Source organism: Corynebacterium marinum DSM 44953, assembly GCF_000835165.1.
Classification (GTDB): domain Bacteria; phylum Actinomycetota; class Actinomycetes; order Mycobacteriales; family Mycobacteriaceae; genus Corynebacterium; species Corynebacterium marinum.
Genome location: NZ_CP007790.1, coordinates 322,072 through 335,608 on the forward strand (window position 1 = coordinate 322,072; position 13,537 = coordinate 335,608).

Annotated in this window: 11 protein-coding genes and 1 riboswitch; all 11 genes read left to right on the forward strand. The window is 69.8% G+C overall.

Going from position 1 to position 13,537, the window contains the following annotated elements; genetic code table 11:
• Positions 1–501: a hypothetical protein gene (locus tag B840_RS01530; protein ID WP_042620661.1), complete on the forward strand. Its 501-nt coding sequence runs from the start codon at positions 1–3 to the stop codon at positions 499–501.
• A 10-nt stretch (positions 502–511) separates the two neighbouring features.
• A complete protein-coding gene (locus tag B840_RS01535; protein WP_042620662.1) occupies positions 512–3,082 on the forward strand; it encodes a heavy metal translocating P-type ATPase in 2,571 nt (856 codons plus the stop codon).
• 165 nt (positions 3,083–3,247) lie between these two features.
• Positions 3,248–5,404 carry a heavy metal translocating P-type ATPase gene (locus B840_RS01540; protein ID WP_052491045.1) on the forward strand — a complete coding sequence of 719 codons (2,157 nt, stop codon included), beginning with the start codon at positions 3,248–3,250 and terminating at the stop codon, positions 5,402–5,404.
• Positions 5,405–5,515: 111 nt separating this feature from the next.
• Positions 5,516–6,574 (forward strand): uroporphyrinogen decarboxylase, encoded by a 1,059-nt coding sequence (hemE, locus tag B840_RS01545; RefSeq protein ID WP_156971809.1) that lies wholly within the window; start codon positions 5,516–5,518, stop codon positions 6,572–6,574.
• Between the two features lie 2 nt (positions 6,575–6,576).
• On the forward strand, positions 6,577–7,992 hold the full coding sequence (locus B840_RS01550) for a protoporphyrinogen oxidase (protein ID WP_042620664.1): 1,416 nt from the start codon (positions 6,577–6,579) through the stop codon (positions 7,990–7,992).
• A gap of 7 nt (positions 7,993–7,999) precedes the next feature.
• A riboswitch (guanidine-III (ykkC-III) riboswitch) is annotated at positions 8,000–8,065 on the forward strand.
• Between the two features lie 10 nt (positions 8,066–8,075).
• Positions 8,076–8,390, forward strand: coding sequence for a DMT family transporter (locus B840_RS01555; RefSeq protein ID WP_042620665.1), 315 nt, complete (start codon positions 8,076–8,078; stop codon positions 8,388–8,390).
• Between the two features lie 40 nt (positions 8,391–8,430).
• Positions 8,431–9,747, forward strand: coding sequence for a glutamate-1-semialdehyde 2,1-aminomutase (gene hemL / locus B840_RS01560; RefSeq protein ID WP_042622432.1), 1,317 nt, complete (start codon positions 8,431–8,433; stop codon positions 9,745–9,747).
• Between the two features lie 9 nt (positions 9,748–9,756).
• Entirely contained in the window at positions 9,757–10,359 is a 603-nt protein-coding gene (locus B840_RS01565) for a histidine phosphatase family protein (protein WP_042620666.1), read from the forward strand.
• Between the two features lies 1 nt (position 10,360).
• Positions 10,361–10,960 (forward strand): TlpA disulfide reductase family protein, encoded by a 600-nt coding sequence (locus tag B840_RS01570; RefSeq protein ID WP_042620667.1) that lies wholly within the window; start codon positions 10,361–10,363, stop codon positions 10,958–10,960.
• Positions 10,957–11,751: a cytochrome c biogenesis CcdA family protein gene (locus B840_RS01575; RefSeq protein WP_042620668.1), complete on the forward strand. Its 795-nt coding sequence runs from the start codon at positions 10,957–10,959 to the stop codon at positions 11,749–11,751. Before B840_RS01570 ends, B840_RS01575 begins: the two co-directional genes overlap by 4 nt.
• A 94-nt stretch (positions 11,752–11,845) precedes the next feature.
• Positions 11,846–13,453 (forward strand): cytochrome c biogenesis protein ResB, encoded by a 1,608-nt coding sequence (locus B840_RS01580; RefSeq protein ID WP_042622433.1) that lies wholly within the window; start codon positions 11,846–11,848, stop codon positions 13,451–13,453.
• Positions 13,454–13,537: the final 84 nt, after the last annotated feature.

Here is a 13,537-nt window from a genome sequence, read left to right on the forward strand (position 1 = left end):
GTGCCCAGCATGTTCCCCGGCATGTACACCTCCCCGGATGACCCCAACCGCGGCCCGCGCAAGGTCGCTGCCGGAGAAGACGGCGACACCTGGCCCACCCCCCTGCGCTGGGGCTACTACTTAAGCGTCGCGGCGGCGATCCTCATGGTCTTCACCGGCCTGGTGGTCCTGACCCAGGATTTCAACGGCGATGCCGGAGCGTCCGCGGAGGTCATCGAGGCCTTCCGGCGGAACATCCGCTTCCTCGGCTCGTTCAACATCATCGCGGGTCTGGTCATCGCGGCCCTGGCCGCGCAGCTGAAGGTCGGCGGCCGGATCTCCCGACGGGTGATGGCGGTGGTCTTCGCCCTGGCCGTGTTCTTCAACATCGTCGCTTTCGCCATCCAGGTCGGCGGTTTCAGCATGCTCCTCATCGTGGTCCTGCTGGGCGCGGCGGCCGTGATGCTCTTCCGCCCGGAATCCAACCGTCACATTCAGCGGATGAGCGGGCAGGAGGACTAGTCTTCGGACTATGGACCGAATCGATCAGGTGGCGTCGGCACTCGAGGAGGCGCGGGCCGCGGCCCGCGCCGTCGGTTTCGACGTCGATTCCGGGGAGCTCCAGATCGACGAGGACCGGCCCAAGGTCTCCTACGCCTTCGAGCTGGAGGGGCTGACCAACGCCCCCGACATCTCCGCGATCGAGGCTGCGCTCGAGGCGGTTCACGGCGTGCGCGCCCGCATCGTCTTCCCCAAGGCCACCGCCTGGATCACCGCCCCCGACACCGTCGACCCCGATGATCTCGCCGCCGTCATCGAAGGTTTCGGTGTCCGCGCCGTGCTCACCGACGCCTCCCTGCGGCGCCGCTACATGCACCCCGACCCGACGGATCGGCCCTCCCGGCGGCCCCGGCGCCTGCCGTGGAAATACCGCCGTCACCTCGAGGACGAGGAACGCAGCCTGGAGCGCGCCCGCCGCGCCGGGTTCCTCGGCGGACACGAGGACCGGCTCCGGGTGGCGGAGAGTGCCCAACCCAAGGACCTCCTGTTCACCGCCCGGGACCTCCTCACCCCGAGCCGCCTGCTGGTGTGCGTGGCGCTGGCCGTGCCGGTGCTGCTCATGACCTACTTCCCGGCCCTGCAGTTCGAGGGGTGGCAGTGGGTGACCCTCGGCCTGGCACTCCCCGTGGTGACGTGGGGGGCGTGGCCCTTCCACCGCGCGATGGTCGGCGGTGCCCGCCGTGGCCTGACCGCACTCGACGCGGCCAGCTCCGTGGCGGTCATCGCGGCGACGATCTGGTCGGTGGTGATGCTGTTGTTCACCACCGCCGGGGATCTCGGCTGGCAGTCCCACCCCCAGTGGTTCGCCTTCGAACACCGGCGCATCGCGGACGGTGAACTCTTCCTCGACGTCGCGTGCGGCATGACCGTGCTGCTGCTCGCCGGACGCCTGCTGACCATGCGCACACGCATCAGCCTCCTCGACGAGATGGATGAGCACCGCCCCGCGCCGCTCCACCCCGTCGAGGTGGTGCCGCGGCACAAGACGGCGGGCGGCGTCGAGAAACTCCCGCTCCAGGAGGTCAACGTCGGCGACGACATTGTCATCAACGCGGGGGAGCTGATCCCCGTGGACGGCACCGTCGTGGGCGGATCCTGCACCATCAACCGCGGCCTCATCAACACGGGCGGGCGCGACCTCGAGCGGGTGAAGGTCAACTCCTACGTCTACGCCGGTTCCCGCAACCTGGACGGGCGCATCAAGGTCCGGGTCGTGCACACCGGCCACCGCACCCGTCTGTCGGCGGTCCACCGGTGGGTCCGCGACGCGAACATCAAGCAGCACCGCTCGACGCTGCTGTCCACCCGCACCGCAGCCATGCTCATCCCCGCGGCCCTCGGACTGGCGGCGCTGGACTTCGTGTTGTGGGTGCTCATCGCGGGGAACCTCAACGCCGCTTTCGCCACCGCCCTGGCGGTCCTGGCCAGTGTCGCCCCGGTCGCGTTGGCACTGTCGCCCGCGCTGGCGATCCGCCACGGCATCGAGGCGGCGGTGCGCAACGGCATCCTCATCCGCGACGGTGCGACGGTCCGTCAGACGGAGATGATCGATACCGTGGTCTTCAACCGGGTCGGCACGCTCGCCGGCAGCGCCATGGGGGTGGAGACGGTGACCGCCGCCCGCGGTGAGAACCCCGAGCTCATCCTGCGCGTCGCCGGGGCGCTGGCGTTGGAGTCGGACCATCCGGTGTCCCAGGCCCTGGTCCGCGCCGCCCGGGAGGCGCGCGACGCCGGCGCCGGCGGCGAGGACATCCCGCACTGGATCGATGTCGCCCACGCGGAGATCGACGCCGACGGAAACTTCACCGGGCTGGTGGAGCTGCCTGCAGTCTCCTCCGACGGCACCGTCACCAAGACGCAGGTGGAGGCGGTCCTGTGGCGCCCCCGCACCATGTCCGACCTGGGGGGCAGGCTCGCCGCGGCGGTGGTCTCCGGCGGCACCCCGCTCATCGTGCGCTGGAAGGGCAAGGACAGGGGGGTGATCTCCCTGCATGACGCCGTCAAGGGTGATGCTCAGGAGGCCGTCGAGCAGCTCGAGGACATGGGCGTCGAGACGGTGATGCTCACCCGGGACACCTACCCGGTGGCCCGCAGGTACGCGGACCGCATCGGCGTCTCCCGGGTCCTGGCCGGTATCGCGCCGGCGAGGAAGCCCCACACCGTGCGTTCCCTCCACACGCAGGGCGCGACGGTGGCCATGGTCGGCGACTCCTCCGTCCTGCCGACGCTGCGGGTCGCGGACATCGGGATCCTCATGGGCGACGACGACGAGACCGACCACATCGCACTCTCGGGCCACGACGGCGTGGACATCATCGTCCTGCGACGCGACGTCTCCGCCATTCCGCAGCTGATCGCGCAGTCGCGCCGGGTGTGCCGGATCATCGACCAGAACATCATCTTCGCGTGGGGTTACAACGCCGTCGCGCTGCTGGCCTCCGTCGCGGGCGTCCTGCACCCTATGGCGGCGACGGTGCTCATGCTCGGTTCCTCCCTCCTGATCGAGGCCCGGTCCAACTCCGCGCGGACGTTCCGCCGCTGAGCCGGACCGGGCGGGAGGATGGGGCGAAGTAGGATAAAGCCTTGTCATATACCCTGTAGGGGTATAGCCTGGTTGGTGTGGGGCGACTGCGGCAGGTCCCCGGCGCCGAGGGCGCGCATGCCGGCCCCGGTTGATCTGCAGTCTCGTTGAACAGGAGAAAGCGTCATGAGTTCGAACCCCCACGATCACGATCACGGCCAGCCAGCGCACGGCCACCCGGGACATGCCGAAGAACCGGATGACCACCACGTCCACGGCCACGGCGAGCACGCCGGACACAGCGTGGCGATGTTCCGCAGCAAGTTCTGGTGGTCGCTGATCCTGAGCGTGCCGGTGGTCTTCTTCAGCCCGATGGTCGCCCACCTGCTCGGCTACCACCTGCCCGAATTCCCGGGGTCCACCTGGATCGCCCCGGTGCTGGGCACGGTCATCTTCATCTACGGTGGTTCGCCGTTCCTCAAAGGCGGCGCCCGGGAAATCAGGGAACGCCAGCCCGGCATGATGCTGCTCATTGCCATGGCGATCACCGTGGCATTCGTGGCCTCCTGGGTGACCACACTGGGCATCGGCTCATTCGACCTCGACTTCTGGTGGGAACTGGCACTGCTGGTGACCATCATGCTGCTGGGCCACTGGATGGAGATGCGCGCACTGGGCGCGGCATCCTCCGCCCTCGACGCGCTCGCCGAGCTGCTCCCCGACGACGCCGAATTGGTCGACGCCGACGGCGGCGTCGCCACGGTCCCGGTCTCCGAACTGGCGGAAGGTGATGTCGTGCTCGTGCGCTCTGGTGCCAGAGTGCCCGCGGACGGCACCGTGGTGTCCGGCTCGGCCGAGTTCGATGAGGCCATGATCACCGGCGAATCCCAACCGGTGCTCCGGGGCGAGGGCGATCACGTGGTCGCGGGCACCGTGGCCACGGACAACCCGGTCCGCGTCCGGGTCGAGGCGGTGGGCGAGGACACCGCCCTGGCCGGCATCCGGCGGATGGTCGCCGACGCTCAGGCTTCTTCCTCCCGGGCGCAGGCGCTGGCGGACCGGGCCGCAGCGCTGCTCTTCTGGTTCGCGCTCACCGCCGCGCTCATCACTGCGGCGGTGTGGGCCGCCCTCGGCAGCCCGGACGACGCCGTCACCCGCACGGTCACCGTCCTGGTCATCGCCTGCCCGCACGCCCTCGGCCTGGCGATCCCTCTGGTCATCGCCATATCCACCGAGCGTGCGGCGAAGTCCGGCGTGCTGATCAAGGACCGGATGGCGCTCGAGCGGATGCGGACCATCGACGTCGTCCTCTTCGACAAGACCGGCACCCTGACCGAGGGCGAGCACGCCGTCACCGACGTCGCCGCGGCGGGTGTCTCCGAGGGCCGTCTGCTGGCACTGGCCGCGGCCGCCGAGTCCGCCAGCGAGCACCCCGTGGCACGCGCGATCGCCGCGGCGGCCGCCGGGAACTCCGAGTCCGCCGGCCTGGGGCTGACAGGCTCCGGATTCACGTCGGCCTCGGGCCGGGGGATCAAGGCCGAGGTCGACGGTTCGGAGATCCTCGTGGGCGGGCCGAACATGCTGCGCGAGCTGCGGCTCACGCCCCCGGAGGGGCTGGCGGAGAGCACCGGGGAGTGGATGCGGCGCGGGGCCGGCGTGCTCCATGTCGTGCAGGACGGTTCCGTCATCGGCGCGATCGCGGTGGAGGACCACGTCCGTCCCGAGTCGCGCGCCGCCGTCCAGGCCCTGCAGGAACGCGGCATCCGGGTCGCCATGATCACCGGCGACGCAGACCAGGTTGCCCGGGCCGTCGGTGCGGACCTGGGTATCGACGAGGTCTTCTCCGAGGTCCTGCCGGAGGACAAGGACTCGAAAGTGACTGAACTGCAGGAGCGCGGGTTGACCGTGGCCATGGTCGGCGACGGCGTCAACGACGCCCCCGCCCTGGCCCGCGCCGAGGTGGGCATCGCCATCGGCGCGGGCACCGACGTCGCGATGGAGTCGGCCGGTGTGGTGCTGGCCAGCGACGATCCCCGTTCCGTCCTGTCCATGATCGAGCTCTCCCGGGCCAGTTACCGCAAAATGGTCCAGAACCTGGTCTGGGCGTCCGGCTACAACCTCGTCGCCGTGCCGCTGGCTGCCGGTGTCCTCGCGCCGGTCGGCTTTGTGCTGTCCCCGGCCGTCGGCGCGATCCTGATGTCCCTGTCGACGATCATCGTGGCGCTCAACGCACAGCTGCTGCGCCGCCTGGACCTTGCCCCGGAGCGGCTGGCCCCGGGCCGCGCCGGGCGGTCCACTTCGCGCCCCCTCAGCAACTCTGTCCGGGGGGCCGCGGCACCTTAGGGGGGTGCGAAGCGGACGCGGCCGCCGCCGCGCGGGTTGCGCGGCGGGGGAAAGCGGGCCCGGCGGGTCGGCGGTTCGTATTCCGCCCGCCGCTCGGCAACAATGGGGGCCATGACTCGCCGTAACATTCCCCACGCCCCGCTCCTCGCCGCAGCCGCCGGCGACACCCCCGACCGCACCCCGGTGTGGTTCATGCGCCAGGCAGGCCGTTCCCTGCCCGAGTACCGGAAGGTCCGGGAGGGGATCTCCATGCTGGACTCCTGCTTCATGCCGGAGCTGCTGGCGGAGATCACCATGCAGCCGGTGCGCCGCCACGGCGTCGACGCCGCGATCCTCTTCTCCGACATCGTCGTGCCCCTGCGCGCGGCGGGCGTCGGCGTGGAGATCGTCCCCGGACGCGGCCCGGTGATGGACAAGGCGATCACCACCCGCGCCGACATCGACGCCCTGCCGATCCTGGAGGAGGATGTCCCCGAGGTGGCCGAGGGCATCGGCATCATCCTCGACGAGCTCACCGACTCCCAGGCGCTCATCGGCTTCGTCGGGGCGCCCTTCACCCTGGCCAGCTACCTCGTCGAGGGTGGCCCGAGCAAGAACCACGAGAAGACCAAGGCCATGATCCACGGGGAGCCGGAGACCTGGCACGCGCTCATGGAGCGCCTCACCCCGACGATCACCCGTTTCCTGCGCCTGCAGATCGACGCGGGCATCGACGCCATGCAGCTCTTCGATTCCTGGGCGGGTTTCCTCACCGAGCGCGACTACCGGGAGCACGTCCTGCCCTACTCCGTGCGCATCCTCGAGGAGATCGCCGGCGAGATCCCCCGCATCCATTTCGGCGTGGGCACCGGCGAGCTGCTGGGCGCCATGAGCGAAGCCGGTTCCGAGGTGATGGGCGTGGACTGGCGGGTTCCGTTGGACGTCGCCGCCGAGCGCATCCACGCCGTCTCCGGGCCGAAGGTCCTGCAGGGCAACCTCGATCCGGCGGTCCTGTTCGCCGGCCGCGACGCCCTCGTCTCGGAGGTGGCCCGCATCAAGTCCGAGGCCGTGCGCGCCATGGAAGCCGGCCATGCCACGGGCCACATCTTCAACCTGGGCCACGGCGTCCTGCCGAACACCCCGGCCGAGGCGATCACCGAGGCCGTCGCCATCGTCCACGGGGAGAACTGACCGTGGCTCCCACCCGCTACGCCGTCATCGGCGCGGGACTGGCCGGCCTGACCAGCGCCTACGAGATCCGTAAGGCCGACCCCGAGGCTGTCATCGACGTGTTCGAGGCGGAGGACCGGATCGGCGGCAAGCTGTTCACCGTCCCCTTCGAGTCGGGCCCCACCGATATGGGCGCGGAGGCCTACCTGGCGCTGCGTTCCGACGCCACCGACTTTTTCGCCGAGCTCGGCCTCGCTGATGAGCTGGTGAGCCCCTCCGCCGCGCGTTCGCTGATCTACACCGGCGGGGAGCTGCAGAATCTGCCCGCGGGCGGCGTGATGGGCATCCCCTCCCATTCCGCCCCGGTGGCGCATCTGGTGTCCCCGGAGACGGCGGCGCGTATCGACGCCGAGGCCGACGCCGCCCCCATCGACTGGCAGGTCGGCGGGGACGTCAGCGTGGGCGAACTCGTGCGCGAGCGCTACGGCGCCGAGGTCGTCGACCGGATCGTCTCCTCGCTGCTGGGCGGGGTGTACTCCTGCGCGGCCGAGGATCTGGGCGTGCGCGCCACGGTCCCGCAGCTGGCGGAGGCGCTCGACGCGCTGGCGGAGGCAGGGGAGAAGGTCACCCTCTCCGCCGCAGTGAAGAGCTGCGAGGCCCGGCGCGCTCCGCGCGATCCCGGCGCCACCCCGACCCCGGTGTTCGCCGCCTTCCGCGGCGGTTACGCCCTCGCCTACGAGGCGCTCGCGGAGAAGTCGGGTGCGGACATCCACCTCGACGTCTTCATCACCGGCGTCACCCGGGATCTGCGCGGATTCCACCTCTCCGGCCAGGGGGTCAGCACCGACGGCGCCTACGACCGCCTCATTCTGGCCACCCCGGCGCCGACCACCGCGGCGCTGCTGCGGAGCGTCGCGCCCGAGGCGTCCCAGGCGTTGAAGTCGGTGGAGCTGGCCTCCAGTGCGGTCGTCGGCATGAAGTTCGACTCCGACGAAGGGTTGCCCGACAACTCCGGCGTGCTCGTCGCCATCGACGAGCCGGACGTGCAGGCGAAGGCGTTCACGTTCTCGTCGAAGAAGTGGCCGCACCTGGGCGAGCGGGGCGGTGCGCTGGTGCGCGCCAGTTTCGGTCGCTTCGGCGACGACGCCATCGTCCGCGCGGAGGAGGACCTCATCGTGGATACGGCCCTCGACGACCTCGCCCGCATCACCGGCTTCGACGGCCGTGCGGCCGGGCTGTCCGAGATCTACGTCCAGCGGTGGTTCGGCGGCCTGCCGCGTTACGACGCCGCGCATCTCGCGACCGTCGAGAAGGTCCGGGCCGGCATCGCGGACGTCCACGGGCTCGCGGTCACCGGCGCCTGGGCGGGCGGGGTCGGCGTGCCTGCTGTCATCGACGACGCCCGCGCGGCCGCCGACCGCGTCCTGACGCTAGGGTAGGGCCTTAACCAGCCCGGGCGGAACCGGGCCCGGACGAGGGAGCCGTACCCGGAGTCGCGACAAGACGGCCAGGAAGGTCTCCCATGTCCTGGGTCATTCTCGTCCTCTCCGGCGCCTTCGAGGCGGTGTGGGCCATCGCGCTGGACCGCTCCGCCGGATTCACCCGCCTGTGGCCCTCGGTGGTCTTCTTCGCCGCGTTGATCGTCTCGATGGGTGGCCTCGCGGTCGCGCTGAAGGAGCTGCCCGTCGGCACCGCGTACGCGGTGTGGGTGGGGATCGGGGCGTCGATAGCGATCGTCTACTCCTTCGCCTCGGGGCAGGAGGCCGTCTCCCTGGCGAAGGTGCTCTTCCTGCTCATGATCGTGGGCGGAATCATCGGGCTGAAGGTGGTCAACTGACCGGGGGGAAAGTTTAACCCCGGTTGACCCCGGCCGTATGATGGTCGGCATGAGTCTGACGTCCGCCCGTACCCAGCAGTCCGCGAAGCTGCACGACCGTGCACGCACCCTCATCCCCGGAGGGGTGAATTCCCCGGTCCGGGCCTTCGGATCCGTCGGCGGCCAGGCCCGCTTCATCGACTCGGCCCACGGCTCCACCCTGGTGGACGTCGACGGCAACGAATACGTCGACCTCGTGTGCTCCTGGGGCCCGATGCTCAACGGCAACGCCCACCCCGAGATCGTCGAGGCGGTGCGGGAGGCCACCCTCAAAGGGCTGTCCTTCGGCGCGCCGACCCTCGCGGAGATCGAGCTGGCGCAGATGATCGTGGACCGCACCTCGGTGGAGGAGGTGCGCCTGGTCAACTCCGGCACCGAGGCCACCATGTCGGCCGTGCGCCTGGCGCGCGGTTTCACGGGCCGGCCGAAGATCCTCAAGTTCGACGGCTGCTACCACGGCCACGTCGACGCCCTGCTGGCCTCGGCCGGCTCGGGCGTGGCCACGTTCGCGCTGCCCGACTCCCCGGGCGTGACCGGCGCGTCGGCGGCCGACACCATCGTCGTCCCCTACAACAACCTGGACGCCGTGAAGCAGGCCTTCGCCGAGCACCCGGGCGAGATCGCCTGCATCATCACCGAGGCGGCGGCCGGCAACATGGGCGCCGTGGCCCCGGGCGAGGGATTCAACGCCGCGCTCAAGGAGATCGCGCACGCCGACGGCGCGCTGCTGATCATGGACGAGGTCATGACCGGTTTCCGCACCTCGTACTCGGGCTGGTACGGCGTCGACGGTGTCGCCGGCGACCTGACCACCTTCGGCAAGGTCGTCTCCGGCGGGCTCCCGGCCGCGGCCTTCGGCGGCCGCGCCGACATCATGGAGTACCTCGCTCCCTCCGGCCCCGTCTACCAGGCGGGCACCCTGTCCGGTAACCCGGTGGCGATGGCCGCCGGCATGGCCTCCCTGCGCCTGGCCTCCGAGGATATCTACCCGGTTCTCGACGCCAACGCAGACCGCCTGTCCGGGCTGATCTCCCAGGCGCTGACCCGCGAGGGCGTGGCCCACCACATCCAGCGCGCCGCGACGATGTTCTCCGTCCGTTTCGCGGAGGGGGAGGGCCGCACCTTCGCCGACATGAAGGCGGCCGACACCTTCCGTTTCCCGGCTTTCTTCCACGCGCTGCTCGACCACGGGGTCTACGCCCCGCCGAGCGTCTACGAGACCTGGTTTGTGTCCACCGCCCTGACGGACGATGATTTCTCCCGGATCGAGGATGCACTCGTCCCCGCCGCCCGCGCGGCCGCAGCAGCAACCGCTTAAGGAACAGGCATGTCGCACACGATCGTCCACCTCGTCCGTCACGGCGAGGTCCACAACCCTGACCGGATCCTCTACGGCACCATCCCCGGATACCACCTGTCCTCCCGCGGCCGTTCGCAGGCCGCGCGGGTGGCGCGCTCCTTCGAGGGGCACGACGTCACCTACCTGGGGGCCTCCCCGCTGCAGCGCGTCCAGGAGACCGCCGAGCCCTTCGCCGAGGTCACCGGCCTCGAGGTCGAGACCGTGCCGGAGATCGTCGAAGCGGGCAACCGCTTCGAGGGCCTGCGCACCAAGGGGTGGCGTTCCCAGCTGTGGAACCCGGTCCGCTGGCCGCTGATGCTCAACCCCTTCGAACCGAGCTGGGGCGAGGCCTATGTCGACATCGCCGAGCGGATGATGGGCGCCGTCGAGCAGACCCGCCGGAAGGCGGAGGGCCATGAGGCGATCCTCGTCAGCCACCAGCTGCCGATCGTGATGGTGCAGCGCGCCGCGCTGGGCCTCCCGCTCGCGCACGCCAGCCGCGAGTGCGAGATCGCCTCCGTCACTTCCCTGGTCTTCGACGGCTCCGAGATCACCGACCTCTTCTACACCACTCCCGCTAAGGACATCTGACATGCGCCTGCGCACCGTCGCAGTTCTGCTCGCCGCCACCTCCCTCACCCTCACCGCCTGCGGCGCGGAATCCGGCGCCGCGAAGAACGCCGTCGCCGTCGGAGGTACCTTCCAGTTCCACTCTCCCGGCGGGCAGACCGAGATCTTCTACGACGAGGACGAGCGCGCCCCGCTGCCCGACTTCGGTGGAGAATCCCTCATGGCGGAGGGGGAGACCATCAACCTCGACGACTTCGCCGGCCAGGTCGTCGTTCTCAACGCCTGGGGCCAGTGGTGCGCGCCGTGCCGCGCCGAGGTGGATGACCTGCAGAACGCGCAGCAGGCCCTGGAACCGCTGGGCGGCACCGTCCTGGGCATCAACGTCCGCGACTACAACCAGACCATCGCGCAGGACTTCATCACCGACAACGGCGTGACCTACCCGTCGATCTATGACCCGCCGTTCCGCACCGCCGCCGCGCTCGGCGGAGTGCCCACCTCCGTCATCCCGACCACCATCATCCTGGACAGGCAGCACCGCCCCGCCGCGGTGTTCCTCCGCGAGGTGAACGAACAGGACATCCTCGACGTCGCCCTGCCACTCGCCGAGGCTGACGCATGACCGATATCGGGCAGCTCTTCGCCGACCTGGCGGCCTCCGGTCCGCTGCTCATCGGCATGCTGGCCGCCGCGGCCGCCGGCCTGGTGAGTTTCGCCTCCCCGTGCGTGGTGCCCCTGGTGCCCGGCTACATGTCCTACCTGGCCGGCGTCGTCGGCGGCGAGGTCCGCCCCGACGCCGAGCACGGCGCCGTGGTGACGAAGAAGCGGCAGTGGGCCGTCGCCGGCGCCGCCTTGATGTTCATCCTCGGCTTCACCGTGGTGTTCGTCCTGGCCACCGTCACGGTGTTCGGGGCGATCAGCATGCTCACCCTCAACGCCGAGACCCTCATGCGGATCGGCGGCGTGGTGACCATCATCATGGGCCTGGTGTTCATGGGCATGGTCCCCGTGCTGCAGAACGACACCCGGATGAGCCCGAAGCGCTGGACCACCTGGCTCGGTGCGCCGCTGCTCGGCGGCGTGTTCGCGCTCGGCTGGACCCCGTGCCTCGGGCCGACCCTGGCGGCGATCATCTCCGTCTCCGCGGGCACCGAGGGCATGACCGCCGCGCGCGGCGTGCTGCTCATCATCGGTTACTGCCTGGGCCTGGGCCTGCCTTTCCTGCTCATCGCCCTGGGCTCGGCGCGCGCGATGCGCACCTTCAGCTGGCTGCGGAATCACTCCCGCAGGATCCAGATGATCGGCGGCGCCCTCATGATCGCCGTCGGCGTCGCGCTGCTCACCGGCGCGTGGGCGCACTTCATCAACTTCGTGCGCCAGTGGACCGTCGAGTACGGCGCCACCTTCATCTAGTCCTCCAGCCCCTCTCAAGAATCTGCCCGAAACAGGAGTGGAATTGCGCATCGTCGTGACGTACCTCAAGAAGGCCTGGCACTGGCTGACCAGCATGCGCACCGCGCTGGTGCTGCTGTTCGTGCTCGCCGTCGCCGCCATTCCGGGCGCACTGCTCCCGCAGCGCAGCCTCAACCAGGACAACGTCAACGAGTACATCGCCAACAACGGCCGGCTCGCCGAGATCTACGACCGCCTGCAGCTCTTCGACGTCTTCCAGTCCACCTGGTTTTTGGCCATCCTCACCCTGCTGACGATCTCGCTGATCGGCTGCATCCTCCCGCGGTCCTGGGACCACTACCACGCGTGGAAGACCCCGCCCACCCGGGCGCCGAAGAACCTGACGCGGCTGCCGCTGCATGCGGAGGGCGGCGTCGATAAGCCGATGGCAGAGGTGACCGCCGACGCGAAACGTCTGCTCGGGCGCTGGAAGGTCGCCGAGTACCGGGCCGCCGAGGACCGGGCCGGGAGATTCTCCCTGGCCGCCGAGCGGGGCTACGGCCGCGAGCTGGCCAACCTCCTGTTCCACCTGGGGCTGGTGGGCATGATCGCCACCGTCGCACTCGGCCGGATGGTCTACTACGAGGGCCACGTCATCGTGGTCACCGAGTCCGGCAACTACGAGACCCCGCCGATCGAGCAGAACACCGAGTTCTGCAACACCTCGACCGCCAACTTCGACTCCTTCCGCGCCGGCCCGCTCTTCGACGGCACCGGCCTGACCACCTTCTGCTTCGACGCGCACGACTTCGCCGCCGACTACCTGCCCAACGGCCAGGCCGAGATGTTCACCTCGAACATCTCCTACGCGGTCGGCGATGACATCAACCGGCCGAAGGATGAGTGGACCGACTACGAGCTCAAGGTCAACTACCCCCTGCGGGTGGAAGGCGACCGCGTCTACCTCCAGGGCCACGGATTCGCGCCGACCTTCACGGTCACCTGGCCGAACGGTGAGTCCCGCACCCAGACCATCCAGTGGCGTCCCGACGACCCCACGTTCTTCCTGTCCTCCGGCGTCATGCGTTTCGACCCGCCGGCCGGCATGTACCCCGACCTCTACGAGCGCCGCCAGAACCAGATCGCCATCCAGGGCCTGTTCGCCCCGACCGCCGAGTGGTCCGGCGAGAACAACGAACTGCTGACCTCCCAGTTCCCCGCCATGAACGACCCGGCCGTGGCCATTGACGTCTACCGCGGCGACGCCGGCCTGGACACCGGCCGGGCGCAGTCGCTGTTCAGCCTGGACACCGCGCTGCTGCACTCGGGCCAGCTGCAGAAGATCGAGCGCGTCAACCTGCTCAAGGGCGACACCGTCACCCTCGACGACGGCACCACCGTCACCTTCGACGGGGCGAGCGAGTTCGCGAACTACCAGATCTCGCGCGACCCCTTCCAACCGTGGGTCCTGGCGACCACCGTCATCATGCTGGCCGCGCTGGTCGGCTCCCTGCTGATCAAACGCCGCCGCATCTGGATCCGCCTCACCCCGCTCGAGGGCGGTGGCACCCACGTCGAGCTCGGCGGGCTCGCGCGCACCGACCGCGCGGGCTGGGGCCCGGAGTTCGACCGGATCCACCGCGAGTTGCTCGGTCTGCCAGATCCGGACGAGATCGACGATGATGAACTCGTCCCCGCGGATGCCCTCCGGGTGTCCACCTAAAGTTGGAGAATTCGTCGGTAGTCTGTTGGATAAGCCCACTCCGGTGGGGTAGCGTCTCTGGAGTATTACTCCGGCTCTTCGACC

What these genes read in the sequence shown, in the direction of transcription:
- B840_RS01555 (WP_042620665.1), top strand. Translation starts at nt 8,076, where the DNA reads ATGTCCTGGGTCATTCTCGTCCTCTCCGGCGCCTTCGAGGCGGTGTGG.
- B840_RS01565 (WP_042620666.1), top strand. Translation starts at nt 9,757, where the DNA reads ATGTCGCACACGATCGTCCACCTCGTCCGTCACGGCGAGGTCCACAAC.
- B840_RS01575 (WP_042620668.1), top strand. Translation starts at nt 10,957, where the DNA reads ATGACCGATATCGGGCAGCTCTTCGCCGACCTGGCGGCCTCCGGTCCG.
- B840_RS01540 (WP_052491045.1), top strand. Translation starts at nt 3,248, where the DNA reads ATGAGTTCGAACCCCCACGATCACGATCACGGCCAGCCAGCGCACGGC.
- B840_RS01535 (WP_042620662.1), top strand. Translation starts at nt 512, where the DNA reads ATGGACCGAATCGATCAGGTGGCGTCGGCACTCGAGGAGGCGCGGGCC.
- hemE (WP_156971809.1), top strand. Translation starts at nt 5,516, where the DNA reads ATGACTCGCCGTAACATTCCCCACGCCCCGCTCCTCGCCGCAGCCGCC.
- hemL (WP_042622432.1), top strand. Translation starts at nt 8,431, where the DNA reads ATGGTCGGCATGAGTCTGACGTCCGCCCGTACCCAGCAGTCCGCGAAG.
- B840_RS01570 (WP_042620667.1), top strand. Translation starts at nt 10,361, where the DNA reads ATGCGCCTGCGCACCGTCGCAGTTCTGCTCGCCGCCACCTCCCTCACC.
- B840_RS01580 (WP_042622433.1), top strand. Translation starts at nt 11,846, where the DNA reads ATGCGCACCGCGCTGGTGCTGCTGTTCGTGCTCGCCGTCGCCGCCATT.